The 26,161-nt window shown below is 64.3% G+C and carries 25 protein-coding genes; 13 read left to right on the top strand and 12 right to left on the bottom strand.

Going from position 1 to position 26,161, the window contains the following annotated elements:
* Positions 1 to 84 precede the first annotated feature (84 nt).
* The 5 genes from PMM47T1_RS24310 to PMM47T1_RS24290 all read left to right on the top strand — a co-directional run bounded on the left by PMM47T1_RS24310 (position 85) and on the right by PMM47T1_RS24290 (position 4,187).
* Entirely contained in the window at positions 85 to 615 is a 531-nt protein-coding gene (locus tag PMM47T1_RS24310) for a GNAT family N-acetyltransferase (RefSeq protein WP_008374002.1), read from the top strand.
* Between the two features lie 99 nt (positions 616 to 714).
* Positions 715 to 1,323: a paraquat-inducible protein A gene (locus PMM47T1_RS24305; RefSeq protein WP_008374000.1), complete on the top strand. Its 609-nt coding sequence runs from the start codon at positions 715 to 717 to the stop codon at positions 1,321 to 1,323.
* The gene (locus PMM47T1_RS24300) at positions 1,320 to 1,934 is read left to right on the top strand and encodes a paraquat-inducible protein A (RefSeq protein ID WP_008373998.1); all 615 of its coding nucleotides are present in this window, start codon (positions 1,320 to 1,322) and stop codon (positions 1,932 to 1,934) included. Before PMM47T1_RS24305 ends, PMM47T1_RS24300 begins: the two co-directional genes overlap by 4 nt.
* Entirely contained in the window at positions 1,927 to 3,594 is a 1,668-nt protein-coding gene (locus PMM47T1_RS24295; RefSeq protein ID WP_008373996.1) for a PqiB family protein, read from the top strand. Before PMM47T1_RS24300 ends, PMM47T1_RS24295 begins: the two co-directional genes overlap by 8 nt.
* A gap of 5 nt (positions 3,595 to 3,599) precedes the next feature.
* Complete coding sequence (locus tag PMM47T1_RS24290) at positions 3,600 to 4,187, top strand: PqiC family protein (RefSeq protein ID WP_008373993.1); 588 nt, start codon at positions 3,600 to 3,602, stop codon at positions 4,185 to 4,187.
* 105 nt (positions 4,188 to 4,292) lie between these two features.
* Here PMM47T1_RS24290 and PMM47T1_RS24285 read toward each other — a convergent pair whose 3' ends face one another.
* Positions 4,293 to 4,667: a winged helix-turn-helix transcriptional regulator gene (locus PMM47T1_RS24285; RefSeq protein ID WP_008373990.1), complete on the bottom strand. Its 375-nt coding sequence runs from the start codon at positions 4,665 to 4,667 to the stop codon at positions 4,293 to 4,295.
* A gap of 87 nt (positions 4,668 to 4,754) precedes the next feature.
* Here PMM47T1_RS24285 and PMM47T1_RS24280 point away from each other — a divergent pair, with 87 nt between their 5' ends.
* On the top strand, positions 4,755 to 5,609 hold the full coding sequence (locus PMM47T1_RS24280) for an SDR family oxidoreductase (protein WP_008373988.1): 855 nt from the start codon (positions 4,755 to 4,757) through the stop codon (positions 5,607 to 5,609).
* A gap of 4 nt (positions 5,610 to 5,613) precedes the next feature.
* Here the strand turns inward: PMM47T1_RS24280 and PMM47T1_RS24275 are convergent, their stop codons facing one another.
* The 3 genes from PMM47T1_RS24275 to PMM47T1_RS24265 form a co-directional block, all read right to left on the bottom strand.
* Positions 5,614 to 6,543 (bottom strand): AEC family transporter, encoded by a 930-nt coding sequence (locus PMM47T1_RS24275; protein WP_008373986.1) that lies wholly within the window; start codon positions 6,541 to 6,543, stop codon positions 5,614 to 5,616.
* A gap of 306 nt (positions 6,544 to 6,849) precedes the next feature.
* A complete protein-coding gene (locus tag PMM47T1_RS24270; RefSeq protein WP_043301488.1) occupies positions 6,850 to 7,161 on the bottom strand; it encodes an RcnB family protein in 312 nt (103 codons plus the stop codon).
* Between the two features lie 229 nt (positions 7,162 to 7,390).
* Complete coding sequence (locus PMM47T1_RS24265; protein WP_008373984.1) at positions 7,391 to 8,215, bottom strand: HDOD domain-containing protein; 825 nt, start codon at positions 8,213 to 8,215, stop codon at positions 7,391 to 7,393.
* A 320-nt stretch (positions 8,216 to 8,535) separates the two neighbouring features.
* Here PMM47T1_RS24265 and hppD point away from each other — a divergent pair, with 320 nt between their 5' ends.
* On the top strand, positions 8,536 to 9,624 hold the full coding sequence (hppD, locus tag PMM47T1_RS24260; protein WP_008373983.1) for a 4-hydroxyphenylpyruvate dioxygenase: 1,089 nt from the start codon (positions 8,536 to 8,538) through the stop codon (positions 9,622 to 9,624).
* An 86-nt stretch (positions 9,625 to 9,710) separates the two neighbouring features.
* Here hppD and PMM47T1_RS24255 read toward each other — a convergent pair whose 3' ends face one another.
* On the bottom strand, positions 9,711 to 10,490 hold the full coding sequence (locus PMM47T1_RS24255) for a CSS-motif domain-containing protein (protein WP_008373982.1): 780 nt from the start codon (positions 10,488 to 10,490) through the stop codon (positions 9,711 to 9,713).
* A gap of 124 nt (positions 10,491 to 10,614) precedes the next feature.
* Positions 10,615 to 11,517 carry an AraC family transcriptional regulator gene (locus PMM47T1_RS24250; protein ID WP_008373981.1) on the bottom strand — a complete coding sequence of 301 codons (903 nt, stop codon included), beginning with the start codon at positions 11,515 to 11,517 and terminating at the stop codon, positions 10,615 to 10,617.
* A gap of 181 nt (positions 11,518 to 11,698) precedes the next feature.
* On the opposite strand from PMM47T1_RS24250, the gene PMM47T1_RS24245 reads away from it, so the two are divergent.
* From PMM47T1_RS24245 to PMM47T1_RS24230, 4 genes are all read left to right on the top strand, one after another.
* Positions 11,699 to 12,751 carry an NAD(P)-dependent alcohol dehydrogenase gene (locus tag PMM47T1_RS24245; protein ID WP_008373980.1) on the top strand — a complete coding sequence of 351 codons (1,053 nt, stop codon included), beginning with the start codon at positions 11,699 to 11,701 and terminating at the stop codon, positions 12,749 to 12,751.
* Between the two features lie 415 nt (positions 12,752 to 13,166).
* Positions 13,167 to 14,549: an ATP-binding protein gene (locus tag PMM47T1_RS24240; protein ID WP_008373978.1), complete on the top strand. Its 1,383-nt coding sequence runs from the start codon at positions 13,167 to 13,169 to the stop codon at positions 14,547 to 14,549.
* Complete coding sequence (locus PMM47T1_RS24235) at positions 14,546 to 15,223, top strand: response regulator (RefSeq protein WP_008373976.1); 678 nt, start codon at positions 14,546 to 14,548, stop codon at positions 15,221 to 15,223. Before PMM47T1_RS24240 ends, PMM47T1_RS24235 begins: the two co-directional genes overlap by 4 nt.
* 76 nt (positions 15,224 to 15,299) lie before the next feature.
* A complete protein-coding gene (locus tag PMM47T1_RS24230; protein ID WP_008373975.1) occupies positions 15,300 to 17,345 on the top strand; it encodes a hybrid sensor histidine kinase/response regulator in 2,046 nt (681 codons plus the stop codon).
* A 117-nt stretch (positions 17,346 to 17,462) separates the two neighbouring features.
* Here PMM47T1_RS24230 and PMM47T1_RS24225 read toward each other — a convergent pair whose 3' ends face one another.
* From PMM47T1_RS24225 to PMM47T1_RS24215, 3 genes are read right to left on the bottom strand one after another with little or no spacing between them, the layout of a single operon-like run.
* Complete coding sequence (locus PMM47T1_RS24225) at positions 17,463 to 18,422, bottom strand: lysylphosphatidylglycerol synthase domain-containing protein (RefSeq protein ID WP_008373974.1); 960 nt, start codon at positions 18,420 to 18,422, stop codon at positions 17,463 to 17,465.
* The gene (clsB, locus tag PMM47T1_RS24220; protein WP_008373973.1) at positions 18,415 to 19,644 is read right to left on the bottom strand and encodes a cardiolipin synthase ClsB; all 1,230 of its coding nucleotides are present in this window, start codon (positions 19,642 to 19,644) and stop codon (positions 18,415 to 18,417) included. Before clsB ends, PMM47T1_RS24225 begins: the two co-directional genes overlap by 8 nt.
* Positions 19,641 to 20,423 carry an endonuclease/exonuclease/phosphatase family protein gene (locus PMM47T1_RS24215; RefSeq protein WP_008373971.1) on the bottom strand — a complete coding sequence of 261 codons (783 nt, stop codon included), beginning with the start codon at positions 20,421 to 20,423 and terminating at the stop codon, positions 19,641 to 19,643. Before PMM47T1_RS24215 ends, clsB begins: the two co-directional genes overlap by 4 nt.
* 307 nt (positions 20,424 to 20,730) lie before the next feature.
* On the opposite strand from PMM47T1_RS24215, the gene fabV reads away from it, so the two are divergent.
* Positions 20,731 to 21,927, top strand: a complete 1,197-nt coding sequence (gene fabV, locus PMM47T1_RS24210) for an enoyl-ACP reductase FabV (RefSeq protein ID WP_008373970.1) — start codon at positions 20,731 to 20,733, stop codon at positions 21,925 to 21,927.
* A gap of 105 nt (positions 21,928 to 22,032) precedes the next feature.
* Positions 22,033 to 22,149: a fumarylacetoacetate hydrolase family protein gene (locus PMM47T1_RS30475; protein ID WP_238536656.1), complete on the top strand. Its 117-nt coding sequence runs from the start codon at positions 22,033 to 22,035 to the stop codon at positions 22,147 to 22,149.
* A gap of 59 nt (positions 22,150 to 22,208) precedes the next feature.
* On the opposite strand, the gene PMM47T1_RS24205 is transcribed toward PMM47T1_RS30475, so the two are convergent.
* The 3 genes from PMM47T1_RS24205 to PMM47T1_RS24195 form a co-directional block, all read right to left on the bottom strand.
* Complete coding sequence (locus tag PMM47T1_RS24205) at positions 22,209 to 23,852, bottom strand: ArnT family glycosyltransferase (protein WP_008373968.1); 1,644 nt, start codon at positions 23,850 to 23,852, stop codon at positions 22,209 to 22,211.
* Positions 23,853 to 23,961: 109 nt separating this feature from the next.
* Positions 23,962 to 24,561 (bottom strand): plasmid pRiA4b ORF-3 family protein, encoded by a 600-nt coding sequence (locus PMM47T1_RS24200; RefSeq protein ID WP_008373967.1) that lies wholly within the window; start codon positions 24,559 to 24,561, stop codon positions 23,962 to 23,964.
* A gap of 62 nt (positions 24,562 to 24,623) precedes the next feature.
* Complete coding sequence (locus tag PMM47T1_RS24195) at positions 24,624 to 25,997, bottom strand: DHA2 family efflux MFS transporter permease subunit (RefSeq protein ID WP_008373965.1); 1,374 nt, start codon at positions 25,995 to 25,997, stop codon at positions 24,624 to 24,626.
* Positions 25,998 to 26,161: the final 164 nt, after the last annotated feature.

The raw sequence follows: 26,161 nt of genomic DNA, 5'->3' as shown, positions 1-26,161 counted from the left end.
TGATGCGAAGGTGCGCCGATCATAGCTTTATTTTGGATGAATCGCCGGGCAATATGCCACTCACTTTCCCACAGGACGCGCCCCATGCCCCTTGCCTCCCACCTGCGTGACGCCACGGCCGATGACATGGCCACTGTCCAGGCCATCTATGCCGATCATGTGCTGCACGGTACCGCCAGTTTCGAACTGACCCCGCCCACGGTGGCGCAAATGCAGGAACGCTGGGGCGCTGTGCGCGAAGCCGGCCTGCCTTATCAGGTGCTGGAGGTGGACGGCGAGGTGGTGGGCTATGGCTACGCCACCCTGTATCGGCCGCGGCCGGCCTACCGGTTTACCTGCGAAAACTCGGTGTACCTGAAAAGCGGCATGGGCGGCCAGGGGCTGGGGGCGTTGCTGCTTGCCGAGGTGATTGCCCGGTGCGAGCAGGGCGGTTGGCGGCAGATGGTGGCGGTGGTGGGCGACAGTGCCAACGTGGCGTCGCTCAAGCTGCACGAGCGCCTGGGCTTTCGCCGCGTGGGCGTGCTGGAATCGGTGGGGTTCAAGCACGGGCGCTGGCTGGACACGGTGTTGATGCAGCGCAGCCTGGGGCAGGGCGACGGTACGCTACCCATCTAGTCCGATAGCCCGCGCAATTGTATGTGTATCCTACGCTGAACTAGACGCGGTGCCACCATTCAAAGGAAAATGCCGCTCCCACCCGTGTCAAAGAGCCTCATGAACACACCAGACTGGACCATCTGCGAGCATTGCGACTCGGTGTACCAGCCCACGCCCCTGGGGCGCGGGCAGACGGCACGCTGCACGCGCTGCGGCGCCATCCTGGCGCGTGGCGGCCAACTCAGTACCCAGCAGCTGCTGGCGCTGTCGATCTGCGCCGCCATTGTCTTCTGCTTTGCCAATGCCTTCCCGGTCATCTCCATCAGCATGCAGGGGCTGAGCAACGAGGCCACCCTGTGGCAGTCGGTGCAAGCGTTGGCCCAGGGCCGCATCAGCCTGATCGCCGCCGTGGCCGGGCTCACCATCATCCTGGCGCCCATGCTGCAGATCATCTTGCTGTGCTGGGTGCTCAGCTTCGCCGTGGTGGGCACCGCCGCGCCGGGCTTCAAGGCCTGCATGCGCGCCCTGGAGCACCTGCGCCCGTGGAGCATGCTGGAGGTGTGCCTGCTGGGCATCCTGGTGGCCATCGTCAAACTGGGTGGCATTCTGGACGTGCACCCGGGCCTGGGCCTGTGGTCGCTGGCGATGCTCACAGTGTTGATCATTCTGATTTCCGGCAAGGGCATCCGCCACCTGTGGACCGAGCTTGAAGGGGTTATCCCGTGAGCCTGCCGCCCTATGCCCGCGACTTGAAACTGGTGCTGTGCCATACCTGTGGCCAGGCCTGCGCCGAAGGTACGCATTACTGCACGCGCTGCGACGCCGTGGTGCACCGGCGCAAGCCGGAAAGCCTGGGGCGTACCTGGGCGTTCCTGATCGCCAGCCTGATTTTCTACATCCCGGCCAACCTGCTGCCGGTGATGTACACCGACATGTTCGGCAGTGGCAGCGAGAACACCATCATGAGCGGGGTCATGGAGTTCTGGGAAAGTGGTTCCTGGGACATCGCCCTGTTGATTTTCATCGCCAGCGTGGCCGTGCCGTGCATGAAGTTCGTGGTGCTGGGCACCTTGCTGGTGACCTGCCAGCGCCGCAGCCAGTGGGCCATGCGCGAACGCTCGAAGCTGTACCGCCTGATCGAGATCATCGGCTACTGGTCCATGCTCGACGTGCTGGTGGTGGCGCTGGTCGCCGCCCTGGTGCAGTTTCATTCACTGAGCAGTATCGAGCCGCGGTTGGGCATTCTGTTTTTTGGTTTGGTTGTGGTGCTGACGATGTTGGCCGCCATGAGTTTTGATCCCCGGCTTATCTGGGACGCAGAGGTTGAAGATGCCTGATCACCCAAGTTCCACCCTCACGCCTTCGAGCCCCGAGATTCGGCGTCGACGCTTCAACGTCTCGCTGGTCTGGCTGGTGCCGATCGTGGCCGCGCTTATCGGCGTGTCGATGGTGGTGCACAAGGCCTTGTCGGCCGGCCCGCAAATCGTGGTCAGCTTCATGACCGCAGAAGGCCTGGAGGCCAACAAGACCCAGGTCAAATACAAGAACGTGGTCATCGGCAAGGTCAACTCCATTGCCCTGAGCAGCGACCGCAGCCATATCGACGCCACCATCGAGCTGGACCAGTCGGCCAAGGCCTTCACTGCCCGCGACGCACGGTTCTGGGTGGTGCGCCCGCGCATTGGCGCAGGTGGCGTGTCGGGTGTTGATACGCTGCTGTCAGGTGCCTTCATCGGCGCCGACCCGGGCAACGCCGAAGACACTGAAAAGAACTTCGTGGGCCTGGAGAACCCGCCTGCCATCACCTACGGGCAGAAGGGCAAGCGCTTCACCCTGCACACCGCCGACCTGGGCTCGCTGGACATCGGTTCGGCCGTGTATTACCGGCGCATCCAGGTGGGGCAGGTAGTGTCCTACCACCTGGCCGATGACGGCAAGGGCGTGGACGTGGATGTTTTCATCAGCGCCCCCAACGACCAGTACGTGCGCAAGGACAGCCGGTTCTGGAACGCCAGCGGCGTGGACGTCACCCTGGGCGCCAATGGCCTGAAAGTGAACACCCAGTCGGTGGCCTCGATTCTGTCCGGCGGCATTGCCTTCATCGAACCCAACTACAGCACCGACAAGGCCCTGGCCGACGAAGGCGCGCAGTTCACCCTGTTCGACGACCAGGAAACCGCCGTGGCGCCACCCGATGGCGAGGCGCGCTACGTGCAGATGCGCTTCGACCAGTCGCTGCGCGGGCTGGCGGTGAACGCTCCGGTGGAGTTCCTGGGCGTGAACGTGGGCAAGGTGGTGTCGGTGGACCTGGACTATGACGCCAAGGCCGAAACCTTCCCCACCGTCATCGGTGCGGTGATCTACCCCAACCGCCTGGGCAAGGCCCACGACAAGCTACTGGCGCAAATGGGCGGCGAAGACGACGCCAAGGGTGCGCTGCTGATGGGCCAGTTCGTGCGTCATGGCCTGCGCGCCCAGGCCCGCAGCGCCAACCTGCTGACTGGCCAGCTGTATATTTCGATGAACTTCATTCCCAACGCCAAGTCGGTGCCGTTCGACCAGAACGCCCGGCCCATGGTGATTCCGACCGTGCCGGGCAGCCTGGACAAGCTGCAGGAGCAACTGCAGGCCTTTGTCGACAAGCTGAGCAAAATCCCGATCGACCAGATCGCCGACAACCTCAATGGCAGCCTGGGGCAGTTGAACAAGACCCTGGAGAACGTCAACGGCCAGGTGCTGCCGCAGATGCGTGACACCTTGGTGCAAACCAAGAAAACCCTGGCCACCGCCAACGACAGCTTCGCCGAGGACTCGCCGCAGCGTCAGCAGCTGGGCCAGGCCCTGGATGAAGTACAGCGCACGGCACGCTCGGTGCGTGTGCTTACCGATTTCCTGGGCCGTCACCCAGAGGCATTGATCCGCGGGCGCCTCAAGGATGGCAAGCCGGATGCGTACCAGCCGACGTCGTCAACCTCTCGTGAACCTGATCAGGAATGACCGCCATGACCCTTCGTTCCCTGGCCTTGCTGGCCACCCTGGGCCTGGCGGCCTGCAGCTCGGCGCCAACCCATTACTACACCCTGGTGCCCACGGCCCCGCAGAACCCTGAAGCCGTCGCGGCGCCGGCGTTCCAGTTCGAAATGCTGGGCGTGCGCATGCCGGTGCAGGTCGACCAGCCGCAGATGGTGGTGCGCCAGAGCACCGGCGCCCTGGCTATCCTGGAAACCGAACGCTGGGGCGCGCCCCTGGCCGACGAGTTCCATGATGCCCTGGCCGGCCAGCTTGAGCTGAAGCTGGGCACCCGTGACCTGGCGGGCCTGCCGAAGGTGGCGGACAAGCCGGTGGTGTCGTTGCAGACCGACGTGCGCCGTTTCGACTCGCTGCCGGGGCAGTACGCGCTGATTGACGTGGTGTGGAGCCTGAGCCAGCGCAATGACGGCCAGAAGCGTCGCAGCTTGACCTGTGGCAGCGTGATCCGCGAACCATCGGGCGTGGCCATGAACGACCTGGTGCTGGCGCACCAGAAAGCCATCGGCCAACTGGCTACCCAGATCGCCCGCGCCGCCAACAGCTGGACCTGCCCGGGTTAACCACAACCCCATCCATCGCGCCTGCCGACTTGTAGCTGCTGCGGCAGGCTGCGCTGGCTGAAAATCTCCAGCGTACTCAGGGGGCCGCGCAGCCTGGCGGTGCGGCTACGCGCTTTCGCGGTGCGCCATGATCTGCGGCAGGGTACGCTCGATCCAGTCGGCCAGATTGCCTACCAGCGCCGCCGCTTCTTCGCCCCAGGGCGTCAGGCGATATTCCACGTGGGGCGGCACCACCGGCAATGAGGTACGCAACACCAGCCCGTCGCCTTCCAGGCCCTGCAAGGTCTGGGCAAGCATCTTCTCGCTGACCCCGCCAATCTTGCGCCGCAAGTCGCTGAAGCGGTGCATGCCCCCCGACAGAATCACCAATACCAACACCCCCCAGCGACTGGTGACGTGCTTGAGCACTTCGCGCGAAGGGCAGTCGGCGTGCATCAACTCGCCACGGCGGGCCTGTGCCTGAAAGGAGTGCTCGGTCATCAATACTTACCTTAATGTGCGTACTTACTTTCCGTTAGTTTAGGCTATAGGGTGGTCTCTCTTCCATCACTTGCCTAGGAAATTCTCATGATTGCAATCACTGGTGCCACCGGTCAGCTGGGTCGTCTTGTTATCCACGCGCTGCTCAAGCGCGTTCCTGCCGATCAGATCGTCGCCCTGGCGCGCCACCCGGAGAAAGCCGCCGACCTGGAAAAGCGTGGCGTCAGCGTGCGTGACTTCAATTACAACCAGCCCGAAGCCATGGTGATTGGCCTGCAAGGCATCGACAAACTGCTGCTGATCTCATCCAACGAACTGGGGCAGCGCGCCACTCAGCACCAGGCCGTGATCAACGCCGCCAAGCAGGCCGGGGTCAAGTTGCTGGCCTACACCAGTGTGCTGCACGCCGTGGGTTCGGCGCTGGGCCTGGCCGCCGAGCACGTGCAGACCGAACAGGCGCTGGGTGCCAGCGGCGTGCCCCATGTGTTGCTGCGCAACGGCTGGTACAACGAAAACTACAGCGCCGGCGTGCCGGCTGCGGTGGCCCACGATGCCTTGCTGGGCAGCGCCGGCGAGGGGCGGATTTCCTCGGCCGCCCGTGCCGACTACGCCGAAGCGGCCGCAGTGGTGCTGAGCAGCGAAGGCCATGTGGGCAAAACCTACGAACTGGCGGGTGACGGCAGCTACACCCTGGCCGAACTGGCCGCCGAAGTGTCGCGCCAGGCCGGCAAGACCGTGCCCTACAAGAACCTGCCCGAAGCCGAATACAAAGCGGTGCTGGTACAGGTTGGCCTGCCTGAGCCTGTGGCCGAGCTGCTGGCCAATTCGGACGCGGCCGCCGCCAAGGGTGCGCTGTTTGATGACAGCAAGGTGCTGAGCACACTGATCGGCAGGCCCACCACGCCGGTGGCCGACGCGGTGGCAGTGGCGCTGAAGGGCTGAGCCCTCAATGGTTGATAATGTAAAGGCAGATCGACAGGGTCGCCAGCGAGCCCAGTGTGGAGATCAGGATGGTGCTGGACACCACCGACGCCTCGCGCTTGTAGTACTCGGCCAGCATGAACGGCCCGGTGCCGGTGGGTAGGGCGCTGAGCAGCAGCGCCGAATGCGCCCACAAGGGCGGCAGGTGGAACACCTTGTAGGCCAGGAACCAGGTCAGCAGCGGGTGGGCCACCAGCTTGATCAGCACCAGCATCGAGGTCCCCTGGCGGGGACCTTGTTGTTTCTGGGCCAGGAACAGCCCCAGGGAAATCAGCGCGCACGGCGTGGTGGCCGCCCCCAGCAGGCTGAGGAACTTGCTGGCGGGGGCGGGCAGTGGTACGCCGGTCATGGCCCAGCAGGCGCCCAGGATCGGTGAAATCACCAGGGGGTTCCTGGCCAGCGCCACCAGCACCTTGAGCACGATGCGGTGCACCCGTGCTTCGCTCTGCAAGCCCACTTCGATGCACACCAGTGCCAGCCCGAACAGCACGCACACCACCAGCAACGAGGCAATCAAGGCCGGCTCCAGGCCGTTGCTGCCCAGCACCATCACGCACAAGGGAATACCGATATAGCCGGTGTTGGCGTAGGACGCGCTCAGGGCATCAATGCTGGCGTCGGCGAAATGCCCGGCCTTCTTCCAGCGCAGCGCCAGGGTAAGCACGAACATGGCCAGGGTGCCCAGGGTAAAGGTGGCCACAAAGCCGGGGTGCCAGATCTGCTCCCAGGTGGCCGTGGCGGTGGCCGTGAATAGCAGGGCAGGCAAGCATAGCCATACCACCATGCGGTTGATTTCCGAGGCGGCCGTGGCCCCCAGGCGGTTGGTGCGTCGGCACACGAAACCTACCAAAATCAAGGCGAAAATGGGCAGCAGAACGTTGAACACGGAAGACATGGGCAGCAGGAACCTTAAGCGCCGGACAAGGGCGCAAGGTTAGGGAAGTGAATCGTTAGCGTCCAATCATTGTTTGCCGTCGTGTAGGTAAATGCTTACACGCGCTGCTGCTGATCTCCTCTATGGCAACCGGCGACATCACCGTATAGTTGGATCCATCAACTGCCGCACAGGAGTGCGGCGGGATCAGGGAAGATCGACCATTGGCCCGGAGGGCTGCCGACAAGGAGTTGGATGGTCTTGAAGAAAACCCGCTTCGGCGGGTTTTTTGTTTTCCTGCGGAAAAGCCCACGAAGGGGCTTTTGTTCAGCGTTTTACCGGCACGATTTTCTCGATGACGCTGTTGCTCAGTTGCACCAGCACGTACTTGTCGTTCACCCGCACCCAGTGGCTCTTGTCGTCCTCGGGGGCGGAGAGGCCGCGCGCCTTCCAGTCCTTGACCTCTTCGGAGCCGCGGCGGAAATGGTCGGGGATCTTGTCGCCCACCTTGAACTGGCCCGTGTCGGTACCCGGTATCTGCACCGCAGGCTCGGTAGACTCGGCGGCCTGGGCCATGCCGGTCACGCCACCCAGACTTGCCACCACGACCGCCATTGCGGTCCATGTCGTGATCTTCATCCTGTACTCCCGGTGATTGAGGTCGTCACAACCTCTGACCCCGGGGCGCCGGAAACATTCCTTTGGCGTCATTCGTATCACGTGGCGACCCTGATTACCCCCGCGGGCGCTGCCAAAAAAACTGCGAAGGCGTGCAAGGCACGCCCGCAATTGCTCAGACACCGCCACGCTGCGCACCTTTGCGCAGCGTGGCGGCAGCTCCGGCAGCTACAGGGCCGCCGCGAACGAATCAGGTCAACAACTCGGCAAACGCCTTGTCGGCCTCCAGCACAGCGGGCAGGGCGGTGAACAGCGCTTCCAGGTCGATGCCCTCGAGCAGCGGCCCGCTCACCACCTGGCGTGCCTCGTCGGTATCACCGGCGGTGCTTTGCAGCGCGTCGGAGATGGCGATGGCCTGGGCCACCAGGCGTGGCAGCTCGCCCGGTGGCGGCGCCTGCATGGGCCGGGCCTGGAAGGCGATGGCTTGCTGGATGGACGCTGGCAGCTGCCAGCGACGGGCCAGTTCGGCGCCTACCTCGGGGTAGCCGAAGCCCAGGTGCAGCGTTTCGCTGGCCGCACGGCCCGCGTTGCCGGCCTTGTGGGCGTGGTTGATCTGCGCGGCCACCATTGGCGCGCCGGTCTGGATCAGCAGTTCGCCGATGTTGTGCATCACCCCGCAGGTGAACGCGGTTTCAGGGTCCACACCGGACTGCTTGGCCAGCAGGCGGCAAATCCCGGCCACCTGGAAGCTCTTGAGCCAGAAACCCTTGAGGTCGAAGTTGGCGCTGGCCTTGAACGCACCGGTCACGGCCGAGGCCAGTACCAGCGTGCGCAACGTGTTGAAGCCCAGGCGCAGCGCGGCATCTTCGATGCTGGATGATTCGCGGGCGCCGCGAAAGCGCGCCGAGTTGGCCAGGCGCAGGATCTTGGCGGCAATCACCGGGTCTTTCTCGATATTGCGCGCCACGCTTTCCAGGCTGGTGGACGGGCTGTCGAACTGTTGAATAAGGTCCTGGGCTACCTTGGGAATGCTCGGCAGGCTGTGCAGGTCGGCAAAGAGCGTTTCGATTTCCATGGCATGACACCTGTAGTGGACGCGGTAGCTTCAACCATAGGCAATTTTTGCCGGGTTGCCCGGCAAATCCCGACGCAATGTGCACGTGGGGCGACGGGAAAACCGGTAGGGGACAAAATCAATTACGCGCTGTAGAATCAATTTACGCATACAAGAATAAACCGGCGGGGAATGAGTCCACATGAAGCGACTCGGGTTCAAATTGATCTTTGGTGACTTTCTCGCCCGCAGCGTGCGGGGCATCCCTTGCGCGCCTCCTCGAACACGTGCCTGAGCAAACGACTACCTTTCGTCATTAGCGCACTGCCGAGGAGCCAATCATGGCCGATATCTTTGAAAACCCCATGGGCCTCATGGGCTTTGAATTCATTGAATTCGCATCGCCCACGCCCAACACGCTGGAGCCTATTTTCCAGATCATGGGTTTCACCCGGGTGGCCGAGCACCGGTCAAAGGACGTGCACCTGTACCGCCAGGGCAGTATCAATCTGATTCTCAACAATGAGCCGCACAGCGTGGCGTCCTACTTCGCCGCCGAGCATGGCCCGTCGGTGTGCGGCATGGCCTTTCGCGTGGCCAACGCGCATAAAGCCTATGCCCGGGCGCTGGAACTGGGTGCGCAGCCCATCGAGATTCCCACAGGCCCCATGGAGCTGAACCTGCCAGCCATCAAGGGCATCGGCGGCGCACCGCTGTACTTGATCGACCGTTTCGGCGAAGGCAGCTCCATCTACGACATCGACTTCAACTGGCTGCCCGGTATTGACCGCAACCCGGTGGGCGCCGGCCTGCAGATCATCGACCACCTGACCCACAACGTGTATCGCGGGCGCATGGCTTACTGGGCGGGGTTCTACGAGAAACTGTTCAATTTCCGTGAAATCCGCTACTTCGACATCAAGGGCGAGTATACCGGGCTCACCTCCAAGGCCATGACCGCCCCGGACGGCATGATCCGTATACCGCTCAACGAAGAGTCATCCCGAGGCGCCGGGCAGATCGAAGAGTTCCTGATGCAGTTCAATGGCGAAGGCATCCAGCACGTGGCCTTCCTCACGCAGGACCTGGTCAAGACCTGGGACGCGCTGAAGGCCATCGGCATGCGCTTCATGACCGCGCCGCCCGACACCTACTACCAGATGCTTGAAGGGCGCCTGCCCGGCCATGGCGAGCCGGTGGGCGAGTTGCAGGCACGGGGTATCCTGCTCGATGGTTCGTCGCAGCAGGGCGACCAGCGCTTGCTGTTGCAGATTTTCTCGCAGACGCTGATGGGCCCGGTGTTCTTCGAGTTCATCCAGCGCAAGGGCGACGACGGCTTTGGCGAGGGCAACTTCAAGGCGCTGTTTGAATCCATCGAACGGGACCAGGTGCAGCGCGGGGTGCTGAGTGCCCAAGCGTCTGGTTCGTGACGCCCCTGGTCGAGCCCTTCAGAACCAGTGCAACCTGACGGCAGCGGCTACCACCGGGTAGCCGTTGCCATGTCGGTGGCTGCGCATCAACGCCGCGGCCGGCGGTACAGCCAATGGCACACGCCGCCGGTCAATACGCCCAGCAGCAACAGTCCGCCCACGGTGGACAGCGCCTGGGTCTTGAGGTGTGCCCGGGTACTGCCGGGGGCAAAGCCGCTGTGCATCTGGTAGCCATACCGCTCGGAGGCCAGCAGGGTGTGGTGTTCGGCATGGTCAGGGCCGTCGCCGTCGCTGATCGAACCGTTGCTCCACAGCAGCGCATCGCCCACCTGCAACACCAACGTCGCGTTGCCTTCGATCTGGCGCAGCACCCTGGCCAGGGTGCGGCCGTCGATCACCGCCCGTACCCCCAGTGGCTGCTCGTAGTGGCGGTACACCAGCGAGGCTTCGTCGGGCGTGACCGAGTTGCTGGCGCGCAGCAGCAGGTTGTGGTCGGAGTATTCAGTGGCGTCCACGGTGCGCTGGTAGGCGCCATAGAAGGAACTGCAGTACGCCTGCTGGTTACGCAGCAGATTGGCCGAGCGCACCAGAGGCTCCAGGGTGACTTCGTCGCGGATTCGCTGCAGTACCGCTGCGCACGGTTGGCCCGCCAGTGGCATCAGTCGCTTGGCGCTCTGGGCGGCCTGGTCGATGATGTTGTCGACCTGGCGCACCGCCTCGCCGGCGATATGGCCGGCTTCGACCGCGAGGCTGCGTTCCACGTGCCAGCGCATCACCAGCAAGCCGCTGGCCACCGGCAGCAGGCCGATCAGCACGGCGGCGACCACGCCGCGCAGGGCGGGTGGGAAAGGGAGGAAGTATTTCATGCGCACGTCCTTGTGAGGTGGGGGATGATGATCATCCACCCAGCATAAAGGGGCGCTTCGCAGCGACTTTGTAGCCGTTATCCGAGCTTTTCGTGCGACTTGACGCTCAGTTGCAAGCGAAGCTTCACAGCTCCACCCCGGCCGCGCGCGGCAGTCGCTCCTGCGCCGGGCTGCGCGAAAAGTAGCGCTTGTACTCGCGGCTGAACTGCGAGCTGCTCTGGTAGCCCACGCGGTGGGCTACCTGGCTGACGCTCATGCTCTCGGCCACCAGCATCGAGCGCGCCTTGATCAGGCGCAGTTGCTTGAGGTACTGGATGGGCGAGGCGAGGGTGGCGCGCTTGAAGTGTTCGTGGAAGGTCGAGGCACTCATATTGGCGCGGCGAGCCAGCTCGTCCACCTGCAACGGTTGCGCGTAATGGCTGTGCAGCCAGGTCAGGGCGGCGGCCACGCGGGCGAACTGGCCCTGCTGTTCCACCAGCGCCCGCAGCACGCCGCCCTGGGGGCCGCGCAAGGCGGCGTACAGCACTTCGCGCAGGCGCGAGGGGCCCAGGATCCGACAGGTCTGCGGGTCGTGCAGGCATTCGAGCAGGCGTTCCACCGCGCAGCGCATGTCCTCGTCCAGCTCGGCGCTGGCCATCGACGACGGTGTCTGTGCCTGGACCTCGGCGGGCCCCATGGCCAGCACCAGCTCGCCCAGCACCAGCCGGTCGATGGGAATGCTCACGCCCAGCAGCGGCAGTTGCTCGGTGGCGAAGGTTTCGTACTGGAACGGCACCGGCAGCGCCTGCACCAGGTAATGCCCGGCGCCGTATTCCAGCGAGCGCTCCCCCAGGTAGGCGATTTTGCTGCCTTGGGCAATGATCATCAGGCTGGGGTCATAGATTTGTGGGCAGCGGGCAGCATTGCCGTGGGAGCTGACGACGCGCAGGCCATCGATGGCGGTGGGCAGGAAACCATCGCTGTGGGCCAGTGGCTGGAGCAGGGACACCAGCCGCGCATTGGCGTCCAGGTGGCAAGTGGGGGGCATGAGGGGTTCCGCAGTAAATGACAATCAAGGTGCCATGATCGCAAATTTTTGCCCGTGTGCGGCAGGTGCCGGAGGATTAGGCATACATCGCGCAGGATTTCCCATGGCCGAACCGCCTGCCAATCCGGACAATGCCGCCGCTTTAAGGGCTTATGCCCTGTTATCGCAAAAGAGGTACCGCATGTCCAAAGCGCTAGGTTACGCCGCCCTGACCCCTACCACGCCACTGGCCCCGCTGGCCTTCGAACGCCGCGACCCGCGGGCCAACGATGTCAGCATCGATATCCTGTACTGCGGCGTGTGCCACTCCGACCTGCATCAGGCGCGCAACGAGTGGGGCATTGCCGTGTACCCGCTGATGCCCGGCCACGAGATTGTCGGCAAGGTCACCGCCGTGGGCCCAGCGGTGCGCAACTACAAGGTCGGCGACTTGGTGGGCGTGGGCTGCATGGTCGACTCCTGCCAGCAGTGCTCGGCCTGCCGCAAGGACCTGGAGCAATACTGCCAGGCCGGCCCGACCATGACTTACGCCACCCCGGACCGCATCGACGGCACCAACACCATGGGCGGCTACTGCGACCATATCGTTGTGCGCGAAGAGTTCGTGGTACGCATTCCCCAAGGTATGGACCTGGCCGCTGCCGCGCCCATCCTGTGCGCCGGCATCACCACTTATTCGCCGCTCAAGCACCATGGTGTGGGCGCTGGCCACAAGGTCGGCATCTTGGGCATGGGTGGCCTGGGCCACATGGGCATCAAGTTCGCCAAGGCGCTGGGCGCGGAAGTCACCGTGTTCACCCGTTCGGCCAGCAAGGCAGCCGAAGCCCGCAAGCAGGGCGCCGACCACGTCATCGTCTCCACCGACGACACGCAGATGGCTGCCGCGGCCGGTCGTTTCGACTTCCTGCTCGACACCATCCCGGTGCAGCACGACCTCAACCCCTACCTGCAAACCCTGACCTTTGATGGCGTGCACATTCTGGTCGGCCTGATCGAACCGGTATCGCCACCGCTGCACGCTGCCAACCTGGTGCTGCAACGCCGCGTGCTGGCGGGCTCCCTGATCGGCGGCATCGCAGAAACCCAGGAAGTGCTGGATTTCTGCGCCGAGCACGGGATTACCTGTGACATCGAGATGTTGGACATTCGCAACATCAACGAAGCGTTTGAGCGCATGCTGCTGGGTGATGTGAAGTACCGGTTTGTCATTGACATGGCTACTTTGAAGGGGTGATTGGGGCGGTCGGCCCGCCCTGAGATCTTGATCAAGGCCAGCATCGAGCGCCGCGTGGGCGGCGTTTCGCCGCCTCACGCGCAAGCCCGCTCCCACGTTTATTCCGGGCCAGTTTTGTCTGTGAGGTCACCTTGACCGTTTTGTTGGGATCAACGCAGATCTGCGATGAGCAAACAAGGCGGACCAGGTGGTGCGATAGACATAATTGGCCCGAAGCAAACGGTGGGAGCGGGCTTGCGCGTCAGGCGGCGACGCGACGCGCGATCTGATGAACACCCTAAAAACCTCGCCTGGCACCTCGAACCCTCTCACATTCCCCAAATGTGCAGCAAATAAGAACTTCCACCCCCGCCCCTTGCACCCCATCCCCCGGCGCGCCTTAATACAGGGCTACAGCCCGCCCGCGTATCGCCTGATGAAAACCCGCCTCTCGACCAAACTCTTCCTGGCCCTGATGACCACCATGATCCTGCTGGTGCTGGCCATGGCCTTTGCCAATGGCCTGAGCTTCACCCGTGGCTTCCTGGGGTATATCAACGAACTGGCCGAGCAGCGCACCCGTGCAGCGCAGCCACGTTTTGTGCAGGCCTACCGTGAGCACGGCAGTTGGGATTTCGTGCGCCATCAGTCACACGCCTGGTTCCAACTGATCCGCCCCGATGCTCCCACTACCGATGAAGAGGTGCGCTTCACCCCAGTGTCCGACCTGACCGGCGCGGTGTTTCGCATCAGCCTGCTGGATGCCGACAATCAGCCGGTCATGGGCTACAACGACGTCAGCGACGACGCCTTGCGCCTGCCCATCGTGGTAGACGGCAAGCCCGTCGGCTGGCTGGCCACCACGCCTCTGCAAAGCGTCACCGAGGCCGGCGGCGAGCGCTTCATGCGCCAGCAACTGGCCTCCAGCCTGATCGTGGCCATGGTGGCCCTGGCCCTGGCCGCACTGATTGTCTGGTGGGTGTCGCGCCGCCTGCTGAGCCCGGTGCGCCGCGTGGCCGCGGCCACCCACCGCCTGGCCGCCGGCACTTACAGCGAACGGGTGGCCGTGGACAGCGATGATGAAGTGGGGCAGTTGGCCCGTGACTTCAATCAGCTGGCCCTGACGCTTGAGCGCAACGAGCGCATGCGCCGCGAGTTCATGGCTGACGTCTCCCATGAACTGCGCACGCCCCTCTCGGTGCTGCGCGGTGAGCTCGAAGCCCTAGAAGACGGGGTGCGCAAGCTGGATGCCCAATCATTGCAGTCGCTGCTGGCCGAGGTGGGCATGCTCGGCAAACTCATCAACGACCTCTATGAACTATCACTGGCGGACGTGGGGGCGCTGTCCTATCGCAAGCATTCGGTGGACGTGGTGGATACCCTGGGCCAGTCCGCGGCCATGTTCCGCGAGCGCTTTGCCAGCCACGGCATTCGGCTGGACTTGCAAGCCCATCGCGGGCCCATCCAGGTGCTGGCCGATGAAGGGCGCCTGCAGCAATTGTTCAACAACCTGATGGAAAACAGCCTGCGCTACACCCACCGCGGCGGTCACCTGCGCGTCAGCGCCATCGCCGAAGGGGGGCGGGTGCACATCGACTTCATGGACACGGCGCCCGGCGTGGCCGCTGAGTTCCTGCCGCGCCTGTTCGAGCGCTTCTACCGCGGTGAAGCCTCGCGCAACCGCGCCAGTGGCGGTGCCGGGCTGGGCCTGGCCATCAGTCATGCCATCGTCGAGGCCCACGGCGGTACCCTCAAGGCTCAATCGTCGCCCCTGGGCGGCCTGTGGCTGGCCATCGAACTGCCGTTGGAGGTTGTATGACTGTCCAGGACACGCCGGCGCAAATCCTGGTGGTGGAGGACGAGCCGAAGCTGGCGGCGCTGCTGCGCGACTACCTCAGTGCTGCGGGCCATCAGGTGCAGTGCATTGCCGATGGCCTTGAGGTGCTGCCCGCGGTGCGCGCAGCCATGCCTGACCTTATCCTGCTGGACCTGATGCTGCCCGGGCGTGACGGCCTGGCGATCTGCCGCGAACTGCGGACCTTCAGCGACGTGCCGGTGATCATCATCACCGCGCGGGTAGAGGAGGTGGACCGCCTGCTGGGCCTGGACCTGGGCGCCGATGACTATATCTGCAAACCGTTCAGCCCACGGGAAGTGGTGGCCCGCGCCCGCGCTATCCTGCGGCGCCGGCCGCGCAGCGTCAGTGATGGCGGGCTGCGCCTGGACGAAACCACCTGGAAGGCCCGCTTCAACCAGGTGGAACTGGAACTCACGCCGGTAGAATTCCGCTTGCTCAAGGCGCTGAACGAACACCCGGGCCGGGTGTTTTCCCGTGACCAGTTGATCGACCGCCTGTACAGCGACCACCGGGTGGTCACCGACCGCACCGTCGACAGCCACGTCAAGAACCTGCGGCGCAAACTGGAGCAGGCCGCGCCGGGGCAGGAGCCCATCCAGTCGATCTATGGGGTAGGTTACAAACTGGAGTGGTAAGCAGCGCCCGAACTCGCTGGCGTGTGCGCTCGCGCAGGGTCTATTCTGTTGAGTTCAGCCATTGAAGAGTCAGCCGATGCAGGAAGTATCGCTGGGAGCTTTTCCCGCCACCAAGGGCGAGATGAGCGAGAAAGTACGTCGTTTCGACTGGCGTGCTACGCCGTTGGGGCCCATGGAGCAGTGGTCTCAGGCGTTGCGTATCTCTGTGGAACTGGTGCTGTCCAACGCCTTTCCGGCGTGCCTGGTGTGGGGCCCGGCGTTGACGGCGGTGCACAATGACGCCTTTATCCCCATTCTGGGCGACAAACCCGAGGCGCTGGGCCGGGCGTTCAACGAGGTGTGGCAGGAGGTATGGCCCGCCGTCGAGCCTATTGCGCTGCGGGCATTGGCGGGAGAGCCAACCTTCACCCGTGACCTGCCCTTGATGGTCAACCGTCGCGGTTTTTTCGAGCCGGCCTGGTTCACCTTTTCCTATAGCCCGTTGCGCGATGAGCACGGCCAGGTGGTGGGCTTTCTCGACACCGTGATCGAAACCACCGATACCATCCTGGCCCAGCGTCGCACACATGAACTGGCCGCCAGCTTCGAGCGCCAGGTGGCTGAGCGTACGGCCGACCGCAACCGCCTGTGGCAATTGTCCTCGGACATTATCCTGGTGACCCGCCCCACCCTTGAAGTGGTGACCTTGAACCCGGCCTGGCAGCAGGTACTGGGTTGGAGCGAAGCTCAGCTTCAGGGCAGCGACGTGCTCGACCTGGTGCATGCCGATGACCGGCCTCGGGTACTTGCTGCCCAGGCCCGCCTGGCCAGGGGCGAGTCGGTGCACGACCTTGATTGCCGCCTGCGCGACAGCCTGGGCGGCTACCGCTGGATCAACTGGTCCGCAGTGCCAGGCGATGGCTTTTTCAATGCCGTGGGCCGCGACGTAACCCAGGACCGTGAGCGCACCGAGGCCCTGCGCCAGGCCGAAGAGTTGCTGCGCCATAGCCAGAAAATGGAGGCGGTGGGCCAGTTGACCGGTGGCCTGGCCCACGACTTCAACAACCTGCTCTCCGGCATCACCGGCAGCCTGGAAATGCTGCGCCGGCGCATCGCCCAGGGGCGCATGAATGAACTGGACCGCTACCTGGACGCCGCCCATGGCGCGGCGAACCGCGCCGCAACCTTGACCCACCGGCTCCTGGCGTTCGCCCGGCGGCAGACCCTGGACCCACGTCCCACCGACGTGGTGCAACTGATTGACGACCTGCACGACCTCATCCGCCAGACCCTGGGGCCTGCCGTGGTGCTCGATTGGCACCCCGAAACCGCGCCGTGGACGGTGCTGGTGGACGCCAACCAGCTGGAAAGCACGCTGTTGAACCTGTGCATCAACGCCCGTGATGCCATGCCCGATGGCGGCCACCTGGTGCTGCAAGTCGAGCGCCACGAACAGTCGCGCCCCACCCACAACGATGACGACCTGCCCGAGGGCCAGTATCTGTGCCTGAGCGTGGTGGACAGCGGTACCGGCATGCGCCCCGAGGTAATCGAGCGGGCCTTCGACCCCTTCTTCACCACCAAGCCCCTGGGCCAGGGCACCGGGCTGGGGTTGTCCATGGTCTACGGCTTCGCGCGCCAGTCGGGTGGGCGCGTGCGCATCGAATCCAGCTTGGGCCAGGGCACGGCCGTGCGCCTGTACCTGCCGCGTCACCTGGGCGACGTGCCAGCACCCGCGGGGCCGTGCGCCGACCCGGTGGCGCGCCCGGCGCGGCTGGGCGAAACGGTGGTGCTGATCGACGATGAGGCCACCCTGCGCATGCTGGTGGCCGAGCAGCTTGAAGAAATGGGCTACCAGGTATTGCAGGCTGCTGACGGCGTGGCCGGCCTGGCCCTGTTGCAGATGACCGGCGAGGTCGACCTGCTGATCACCGACGTGGGCCTGCCGGGCGGCCTCAATGGCCGCCAGGTGGCCGACGCGGCCGCGCGCATTCGTCCCGGGCTCAAAGTGTTGTTCATCACCGGCTATGCCGAACAGGCGGTGACCGCCAGGGCACAATTGGAGCCGGGCATGCACGTGCTGGTGAAGCCATTTGCCATGCAGGCATTGACCGAACGCGTCCGGGCCGTGCTGGACGCCTAGTGTCCTGTCTCGGAAATAAGCTGTTCACTTTTGACGGCGTCTGTCGTTACCAGGCGGTGTTGCGACAACAGCCACTCATCAAAAGAGAACGTACTTCGAAGACAGGACACTAGCGGCTCAGTGCTCGGCCGCGTGCGCCCGGCGTTGGGCCACGTTGCGCGCGCGCCGTTCCAGGTACAGGTAGATCACGCAAGCGATCAAAAGCGGCAGTAAAAAGTACAAGGCCCGGTAGCCGAGCAGGGCGGCCAGCAGCGTGCCTTTGGAGTATTGGCCTTGCAGCAGGGTCATGAACACCGCTTCCAGCACGCCCAGGCCGGCAGGAATGTGGGCGATTACCCCGGCGATGCTGCTGATCAGCAAAATCGCCAGCACGCTGGGGAAGCCCACCTTGTCGGGCAGCAACAGGTAGATCAGTGACGCCATCAGGCACCAGTTCAGCGCCCCCAGCAGTGCCTGGGCCGCCGCCAGGCGAAAACCGGGCAGGGTGATGAACTGGCGGCGAACCCGCCAGGTACGGCGCGTGGCGAATGCACAGGCCAACAGGTAAGCGGCCCCGGCCAGCAGCATGGCCACGCCAATCAGGCGCAGGCCGGTCTCGCCCACCTTGACGCTGTCGGGTAGCACCGGCAGCCCGGCGGCAAACAGCGCGCCGCCCAGCAGCAGGTAGCCCAGCCAATTGGTGATCAGGCCCAGGCTGAGGATGCGGGTGATGGTCGGCACGTCCAGGCCCAGCTTGCCGTAGAGGCGGTACCGCAGGGCAATGCCGCCCACCCAGGAACTGAGGTTGAGGTTGAACGCGTAGCACACGAACGCCAGTGGCAGTATCTGCCGCGCGGGCAGGTGGTGGCCGGTGTAGCGGCGCGACAGCAAGTCGTAACTGGCAAACACCCCATAGCTGACCAGCGCAATGGCCGCGCCCGCGGCCAACAGTGGCCAGGGGTAGGCACGCAGGGCGCGGCCCACTTCCTGCCAGTCCAGGTTGCGCAGCAACACCACCAACAGCACGGGCACCAGCACCAGGAACAGCGCGTTCACGCCCCGGCGCAGCCATTTCCAGCGTTGTGCGTGGCTAGTCATAGGCTTTGTCCTGGGCCGTTTCCACCGGCTCCGGCATCACCGGGCCCAAGGGTGCCAGCTTGGGCGAGTGGGCCGGAAACATGCCGACAATGGCCGGGAAATGGCGCAGAAAGTGGAAGCTGAGAAAAATCAGCGGCGCCCGCCACCAGTAACCGCGCAGCACCCGCTGCAGGGTCACGGTCTTGCAGTGGTGCTCGGCCAGCTCCGCCAAATGCGCGTGCAAGCGCTGGTTGAAGTCCTCATCGTCAATGATCACATTGGCCTCAAGGTTCAACGACAGGCTCAACGGGTCCAGATTGCTGGAGCCTACCGTGGCCCATTGGCGGTCCACCACAGCCACCTTGCCGTGCAACGGGCGCTGGGTGTATTCGCGGATCTGCACGCCATCGCGCAACAGGTAGTTGTACAACAGCCGTGAACACAGGCGCACCAGGGGCATGTCGGGCATGCCCTGCAAAATCAGGGTCACCGCCACGCCACGGCGGGCGGCGTCGCGCAATTCGCGCAGCAGCCGGTAGCCGGGGAAGAAATAGGCGTTGGCAATGAGGATGCGCTCCCGTGCCTGGCGGATGGCCACCAAGTACTGCTGTTCGATGTCATTGCGGTGGGCCTGGTTGTCGCGGATCAACAACAGCATGCGCGCCTTGGCGCTGTCGGCGTCGATGGTCTGGCGCGGGGTCAGCCAAGGCTTCGCCGCCCGGCGCACGCGACTGCTGTCGTCGAGCAACGTCAGGGTGGCCTGGTGCAGGTCGGCAACGATGGGCCCTTGCAGCTTTACCGCGTAATCCTGCTTGGCCATGGGGCCAGACTCCAGCAGGTGGTCGGCGCTGTAATTGATACCGCCGATAAACGCGGTTTCACCGTCCACCACCACGATCTTGCGGTGCAGGCGCCGGAACAGGTTGGTGCGCATGCCCAGCACTTTCGGCTGCGGGTCGAAGGCTTGCAGGTGCACACCGGCCTCGACCATCTCGCGCAGGAACTGACGGCTCAGGTCGGCGGTGCCGTAGCCGTCCACCAGCACCTCCACGCGCACGCCACGCCTGGCCGCGGCGATGAGCGCGTGCTGCAAGGGGCGCCCGACCTGGTCTTCAAACAGGATAAAGGTCTCGATCAACACCTCTTCACGGGCCGCGGCAATGGCCTGGAACACGCTGTCGAAGAACGCTTCGCCGTTGATCAGCAACTGCACGGCGTTGTCCTCACGCCATGGCCGATTCACAGGCGCACCTCCACGGCCAGCGGTACATGGTCGGACAAGTGTGACCAGGGCTTGCGCGCCAGCACCTTGGGGGTGATGGCCGTGGCGTTGCGCAGGTACACCCGGTCCAGGCACAGCAGCGGCAGGCGCGCGGGGAAGGTCCGGGCCACGGCGCCATAGGCATGGGCGAACACCTCGGTCATGCCGCAGCCGGCCAGTAGGGTGTCGGCGCGCTTGCGCCAGTCATTGAAGTCTCCGGCCACGATCACCGGGGCGTCGATGGGCAGGGCGTCCAGCAGTTGGCACAGCAAGTGCAGTTGCTGCTGGCGCTGGCGCTCGCCCAACCCCAGGTGCACGCACACCGTGTGTACCTCCCGGTGCCCTGGCACTGCCAAAATCGAATGCAGCAGCCCGCGCTGCTCGGTGCCGCTGACCGTGATGTCGAGGTTTTCATGGCTCAGGATCGGAAACTTCGACAGCAGCGCATTGCCGTGCTCACCGTCGGGGTACACCGCATTGCGGCCATAGGCGTACACCGGCCACATGCTGTCGGCCAGGAACTCGTACTGCGGCACGTCCGACCAATTGGCAAACCGCTGGCCGTGCAGCCGGTGCATGCCCAGCACTTCCTGCAAAAACACCACATCGGCCGATACCGCCCGTACGGCCTCGCGCAACTCGGGCAGCACGAAGGTACGGTTCAGCGCGCTGAAGCCCTTGTGGGTATTCACCGTCAGAATCCGCAGCGTCCGCACGGCGGGGGCTTGGTCGGCTAGTGGCTGTGCTTGGGGTGTGAGCATGGGGCTACCTTCCGGGGCGGGGCGTATGTGAATACCGACTCGGGGGAGGGCGCAAAGTTCTTCAGTAGAGGCGTTGCGATGCCGGGCATATTGGCTTAACGGAGCCAGCGGCAACGGCCTTGAGCGGGTGTGGCGCGGGGTGGGTGCTATGTTTTTCGTAAATGCGTTTACAATGCGCGCATTCCGGAATTCTCATCTCAATGGGCATCCGCCGTGACGCGCACGCGTTACGCGCGTCTATGACTTAACCACGTCACGTTGTTCGCGCAATGTTGGCCCAAAGCACACCGTACAGGGAGCTCTATACATGATCATCAAACCACGCGTTCGCGGCTTCGTCTGCGTGACTACCCATCCGGCAGGCTGCGAAGCGAACGTCAAGGAACAGATCGACTACGTGAAGCAGCACGGCGCTGTCGCCAATGGTCCGAAGAACGTGCTGGTGCTGGGTGCTTCCACCGGTTACGGCCTGGCCGCGCGCATCAGCGCCGCGTTCGGTTGCGGTGCCAAGACCCTGGGCGTGTTCTTCGAGCGTGAAGGCGACGAGAAGAAGCCAGGCACCGCTGGCTGGTACAACACCGCCGCGTTCCACAAGTTCGCAGACGCTGAAGGCCTGTACGCCAAGAGCATCAATGGCGATGCGTTCTCCGACGAGATCAAGCGCCAGACCATCGAAGCCATCAAGCAGGACCTGGGCAAGATCGACCTGGTGGTCTACAGCCTGGCCGCGCCGCGCCGCCTGCACCCGAAAACCGGCGAGCTGCTGAGCTCCACCCTCAAGCCGCTGGGCAAATCGGTGACCCAGCGCGGTGTCAACACCGACAAGGGCACCGTGGAGGAAACCACCCTGGAGCCTGCCAGCCAGGCCGAGATCGACGGCACCGTTGCCGTGATGGGCGGTGAAGACTGGCAGATGTGGATGGACGCGCTGCAGCAAGCCGGTGTACTGGCCGACGGCGCCAAGACCACCGCCTTCACCTACCTGGGCGAGAAGCTGACCCACGACATCTACTGGAACGGTTCGATCGGCGAAGCCAAGAAAGACCTGGACAAGAAGGTCCTGACCATCCGCGACAACCTCGCCCCGCTGGGTGGCGACGCGCGCGTGTCGGTGCTCAAGGCCGTGGTCACCCAGGCCAGCTCGGCCATCCCGATCATGCCGCTGTACCTGTCGCTGCTGTTCAAGGTGATGAAAGAGCAAGGCACCCACGAAGGTTGCATCGAGCAGGTCTACGGCCTGTTCAAGGACAGCCTGTACAACGACCAGCCTATCCTGGACGCCGACGGCCGCCTGCGCGCCGACTACAAGGAACTGGCCCCTGAGGTCCAGGACCAGGTTGAAGCGCTGTGGAACAAGGTGACCACCGAGAACCTGAGCGAGCTGACCGATTTCGCCGGTTACAAGCACGAGTTCCTGCGCCTGTTCGGTTTCGAAATCGCAGGTGTCGACTACGACGCCGACGTTAGCCCCAAGGTCGATATCCCCAACCTGATCCAGGGCTGATTCCAGCCCCGTCGCCGCTGCCGCCTGGCAGCGGCGCCTGAGTGTCCGGCCGGGCTCGTTCGAGCCCGGCTTTCACGTCATCCCCCACCTGTTTTCACGCGTCGCGTGCAGCGTTTCAATGCAATGGACCCGCCGCAGTATCTGGCGGTAGGTGACGTGGGGCGGGTGTCGATCGAGGGCGTCGGCTACATCGAAAACACCATTGTCGCCGAGCCCGTGTAGCGCGTGGAGCACGGGCCCGCTGTGCGGGCCTTCCTAGCCTGGGGGCAGCTCCGGGTAGGCTACGGCGCCTTGAATACCAGCAGCGCGTTGCCGTTCAGGCGGCCGCTGTACACCGGCTCCTGGCCTTGCAGTGGGGTGCCGTCCAGCAGGTTGCGTTCGCTGCGGGCAACGATCACCCAGGCCGGGTGCGGCAGGGTGGCCAGCGCGGTCAGGTCCGATTGGCCAATGAACAGGGGCTGCGGCACTTCGTCGTGGTCCAGGTTCATCATGTAGCGAATCGCCCAGGTATCACGTCCCAGGTTCACGAACACCAGGGTGCCGGGTGCACTGGCACGCAGCGCTTCAACCTGGCTGACGAACGCTTGAGTGTCGAACTGACGGTCCTGCTCGGGTTCAACCATTTTCACCAGCAGCCACCACTGCGCCGCCAGCGCGATAGTGCTCAGCAACAGCAGTTGCCGTGCCCGCTGCGGGCTGCTGCGCCAGGCCCACACTGCGGCTACTTGCAGCACCACCAGCACGCCGACCAGCAGCAACAGGGAGACATCCGGCCAGTAACCATGTTTGTGCCACAGGTGGCGGCAGACAAATACCACCACAACCCCCAGCGCCGGCAACACCGCCACCAGCCAGGTGTAAATGCGGGTCACACGGGCCAGCCAGCCCTGGGCGTACAGCAGGCCGTACGCCGCCACCGCGGCAAACATCGGCACCATGGGCAGCACGTAGTAGGCGCGCTTGAAGTGCGGCACCGACAGGCCCAGCAAAATCATCAGGCCGCAGGCGCCCAGGCGGATCGCCATTTGCACGTCGGCGTCCTGGTCGCGCACTTTCCAGCGGTGGCGCAGGGCAATCAAGGTGGCCAGCGCCAACGGCACTACCGGGAAATAGCGATACAGGCTCAGCTGGAAGTAGAAGAAGAACGGTTTGCCGCTTTCGTCCAGGCGACCGCCGACCTGCATGTTGCGCACGTCCTGGGCGAAGGCTTCGCCGCCGGCGATGCGCGCCAGTTCCATCAGCAGCCACCAACCACCGCCCAACAGCAGCAGCCCGACCACACCGTAGACCAGCACGCGCTTGATTCGGGTGATGGACTGCTCCCGGCTATGGGCCACGCCCAGGGCCCAGTAAGTACAGGCTACCCCGCAGACTTCCACCAGCCCCAAGGGGCCCCGGATCGCAAAGCCCAAGGCGAACAGCGAGAATACCGACCAGCGCAGCAGCCTCGAACCCAGTTGTTCACCACGGTGCAGCAGGTAAAAACAGGCCAGGCACAGCAGCGAGCTCATTTGGTCCAGGCACACCGAACGCGACTTCTCCAGCCACTGGGTGGTCAGCGCTGTCAGCAGCACGGCCAGCAACGCCCAGGCGCGATTCGACGGTGCCAGCAACCGATACAACAGGGTCAGCACGCCGGCCGAGGCGATGGCGGTGGGCAGCACGTTGGCCAGGTGGTTTGGCGCGCCGAACAGGCGGGCGCACAGGTAGCTCAGGAAGGTCGCGGTGCCGGGGTAGTCGGCATAGGGCTGGCCGTACGTGGTAGGGAACAGGCTGGGGCCGTGGCGGAACATTTCCTGAAGGAACAGGGCCCAGCGGTCGTCGAACCCTTGGGGTTGTTCGTTCCAGATACCTTGCGTGAACAACGCCAGGGCAACGACAAAAATCAGCAGAGCGTGAAGCCGAATTCGGTGGGCGTGATCCATCTTCTATCCATTGGTCGATCAAGTGCCGGTGATGCTAGTCACTTCCCATTGCACAGTTGTGAAAGGAATGTCGAAGCCGAGTCATCGCTCCATGAAAACGTTTCCTCGTTCAGCTGATGTTCAAGTCATGGCGTCTCCAGGTGTGACTGAGCCGTTTCAGACGGCGGTTCACCCGTTCAATGTCCCAGGCCTGCGGGTCGAAGGGCTGGCCGTGCCAGTCCAGCATTGTCTCGTGTTCGGGGTGACGCGGGTCGGCCATGGCTTCCACGAACTGGCCGAAGGCCCAAGGGCCCCCAACGTCTTCAGGCGGCCCGGCATTGGCGCCATCCAGGCAGACGGGGGCTGGCGGCGCATGCTTGGCGGGCCGGTAAGGCTGGACGGTGATCTGATGTTCCCAGTCATCGCCAAAATCATAGACATAATTGAACGAGGTGGCGCTGCCCAGGACGCCCAGCAGGGTCTTGCCGGCTTCATCCTGCAGCGGTGGACTATCGCCGCCGTCGGGGTCCGGCACGCCATAGTTGATGCCGTCGATGTGAAATTCATGCAGGTGCAGGTCGTGCCAGCCCAGTGACGCCTGCAGCACGTCATGCAGTTGCGCCAGGGTGATGGCAGGCGGCACCAGCACGTGGCGCCAGATGGTGGGCTCGATGTCCGCCAGTTCTATGCGCAGTAGCAACGAGGGCAGGGGAGCGCTGGGGCTGGGCATGAGCGGCGACCCGAGGGTGTTGGCAGGTCGCTTGAGTCTAATCGAAAAACAGCGCGTGCCCTCTACGGCGAGGGTGCCAGCCGTCGCTCGGACTCCAGCGCGCGAAAAATCACCCCCGAGGCCAGGGTAAACAGGCCCACCACGATAAAGGCCCAGCGGTACGCCAATGCCGCCTCGCCAGCGCTGGCCGACAGCAGGTTGACCACGCCGCCGCCAATGATCACCCCCAGGCCAATGGCCAGGATCTGCACCATGGAGAACAGGCTGTTGCCACTGCCGGCGTCCCGTGGGCCCAGGCCTTTGAGGGTGACGCTGTTCATCGCCGCGAACTGCATGGAATTGGTGGCGCCGAACAGGGCGATCTGGAAGATCTCCAGCGGCAATGGCCAGCCCGGCGAGATCAGCCCGAACGAGGCGATGCTGGCGCCCACCAGCACCGTGTTGATCAGCAAGAAGCGGTTGTAGCCGAAGCGCTGCACCAAGGGCACCACCCAGCGCTTGGACAGGATGCCGCCCACCGCCGCCGGCAGCAGCATCAGCCCTGAGTGCAGGGGCGAATAGCTCAGTTGCAGTTGCATCAGCAATGGCAGCAGGAACGGCACGGCGCCCGAGCCGATGCGGCACAGCAGGTTGCCAATCAGGCCGACGCTGAAATTGCGCTGGCCGAACAGCGTCAGCGAGAACAGCGGATTCTGCCGGCGTCGTGCGTGAGGGATGTAGCACAGCGCGGTGATCAGGCTGATGCCGAACAGCGCGGCGCTGAGCAGGCCCTGATGGCGGTCGCCCGGTACATCCAGTGCCAGCGAAAAACTGGCCATGCACAGGGACAGCAGGCCACAGCCGATAAAGTCGAAGGGTGGCGGTTTTTGCAGGGCGTCGTCGGTCAGAAAACGGCGCACTGCCACCATGCCCAACACACCAATGGGGATGTTGATCAAGAAAATCCAGTTCCACGCCATGCTCTGGGCAATCCAGCCGCCCAGCACTGGACCGATCAGCGGCCCCACCTGGCCGGCCACCGAGACCATGGCCAGCGCGGCGATGTATTGCTCGCCCGTCACGCTGCGCAGCACCGCCAGGCGGCCGATGGGCAACAGCATGGAACCGCCGATGCCTTGCACCACCCGAGCCGTGACCAGCTCGGGCAGGCTTTGCGAGGCCGCGCACAGCACCGAGCCGATGACGAACAGCAGAATGGCCAGGAAATAGATGCGCCGCGTGCCGAACCGATCGGCCAGCCAGCCGGAGGCCGGCGTCAGCATGGCCATTGTCAGCGAATAGGCCACCACCACCGGCAGCATGTCCAGCGGGTTCTCGCCCATGGCGCTGGCCATGGAGGGCAGGGCAGTGTTGACGATGGTGGTGTCCAGCGTCTGCATGAAGAAACCCGAGGCCACGATCCACAGCAGCGCGGTGTTTCTGGGTGAGGCAGGCATGGTGAACTCCACTTCGCGTATGGAAGTGAATTTACCGTTCGGCGGGTGCTTGCGTCAAAGCGCCGCGGATGAAGAAACGCCTCAATCTATCGCTCGGTTCCTGTGCAACGGCCGCAGGCTGCGTGTTGCAACGCGGTAGGCCAGGCACTGCGTGGTGCCGGTGA

Origin of the sequence: Pseudomonas sp. M47T1 (genome assembly GCF_000263855.1) — a bacterium.
GTDB lineage: Bacteria > Pseudomonadota > Gammaproteobacteria > Pseudomonadales > Pseudomonadaceae > Aquipseudomonas.
The sequence above is the reverse complement of the archived record's forward strand: the minus strand, read 5'-3'. Positions and strand labels throughout refer to the sequence as shown.

Coding starts and splice junctions, on each gene's coding strand:
- PMM47T1_RS24310 (WP_008374002.1), top strand. CDS start 85: ATGCCCCTTGCCTCCCACCTGCGTGACGCCACGGCCGATGACATGGCC.
- PMM47T1_RS24305 (WP_008374000.1), top strand. CDS start 715: ATGAACACACCAGACTGGACCATCTGCGAGCATTGCGACTCGGTGTAC.
- PMM47T1_RS24295 (WP_008373996.1), top strand. CDS start 1,927: ATGCCTGATCACCCAAGTTCCACCCTCACGCCTTCGAGCCCCGAGATT.
- PMM47T1_RS24290 (WP_008373993.1), top strand. CDS start 3,600: ATGACCCTTCGTTCCCTGGCCTTGCTGGCCACCCTGGGCCTGGCGGCC.
- PMM47T1_RS24285 (WP_008373990.1), bottom strand. CDS start 4,667: ATGACCGAGCACTCCTTTCAGGCACAGGCCCGCCGTGGCGAGTTGATG.
- PMM47T1_RS24280 (WP_008373988.1), top strand. CDS start 4,755: ATGATTGCAATCACTGGTGCCACCGGTCAGCTGGGTCGTCTTGTTATC.
- PMM47T1_RS24275 (WP_008373986.1), bottom strand. CDS start 6,543: ATGTCTTCCGTGTTCAACGTTCTGCTGCCCATTTTCGCCTTGATTTTG.
- PMM47T1_RS24270 (WP_043301488.1), bottom strand. CDS start 7,161: ATGAAGATCACGACATGGACCGCAATGGCGGTCGTGGTGGCAAGTCTG.
- PMM47T1_RS24265 (WP_008373984.1), bottom strand. CDS start 8,215: ATGGAAATCGAAACGCTCTTTGCCGACCTGCACAGCCTGCCGAGCATT.
- hppD (WP_008373983.1), top strand. CDS start 8,536: ATGGCCGATATCTTTGAAAACCCCATGGGCCTCATGGGCTTTGAATTC.
- PMM47T1_RS24255 (WP_008373982.1), bottom strand. CDS start 10,490: ATGAAATACTTCCTCCCTTTCCCACCCGCCCTGCGCGGCGTGGTCGCC.
- PMM47T1_RS24250 (WP_008373981.1), bottom strand. CDS start 11,517: ATGCCCCCCACTTGCCACCTGGACGCCAATGCGCGGCTGGTGTCCCTG.
- PMM47T1_RS24245 (WP_008373980.1), top strand. CDS start 11,699: ATGTCCAAAGCGCTAGGTTACGCCGCCCTGACCCCTACCACGCCACTG.
- PMM47T1_RS24240 (WP_008373978.1), top strand. CDS start 13,167: ATGAAAACCCGCCTCTCGACCAAACTCTTCCTGGCCCTGATGACCACC.
- PMM47T1_RS24235 (WP_008373976.1), top strand. CDS start 14,546: ATGACTGTCCAGGACACGCCGGCGCAAATCCTGGTGGTGGAGGACGAG.
- PMM47T1_RS24230 (WP_008373975.1), top strand. CDS start 15,300: ATGCAGGAAGTATCGCTGGGAGCTTTTCCCGCCACCAAGGGCGAGATG.
- PMM47T1_RS24225 (WP_008373974.1), bottom strand. CDS start 18,422: ATGACTAGCCACGCACAACGCTGGAAATGGCTGCGCCGGGGCGTGAAC.
- PMM47T1_RS24215 (WP_008373971.1), bottom strand. CDS start 20,423: ATGCTCACACCCCAAGCACAGCCACTAGCCGACCAAGCCCCCGCCGTG.
- fabV (WP_008373970.1), top strand. CDS start 20,731: ATGATCATCAAACCACGCGTTCGCGGCTTCGTCTGCGTGACTACCCAT.
- PMM47T1_RS24205 (WP_008373968.1), bottom strand. CDS start 23,852: ATGGATCACGCCCACCGAATTCGGCTTCACGCTCTGCTGATTTTTGTC.
- PMM47T1_RS24200 (WP_008373967.1), bottom strand. CDS start 24,561: ATGCCCAGCCCCAGCGCTCCCCTGCCCTCGTTGCTACTGCGCATAGAA.
- PMM47T1_RS24195 (WP_008373965.1), bottom strand. CDS start 25,997: ATGCCTGCCTCACCCAGAAACACCGCGCTGCTGTGGATCGTGGCCTCG.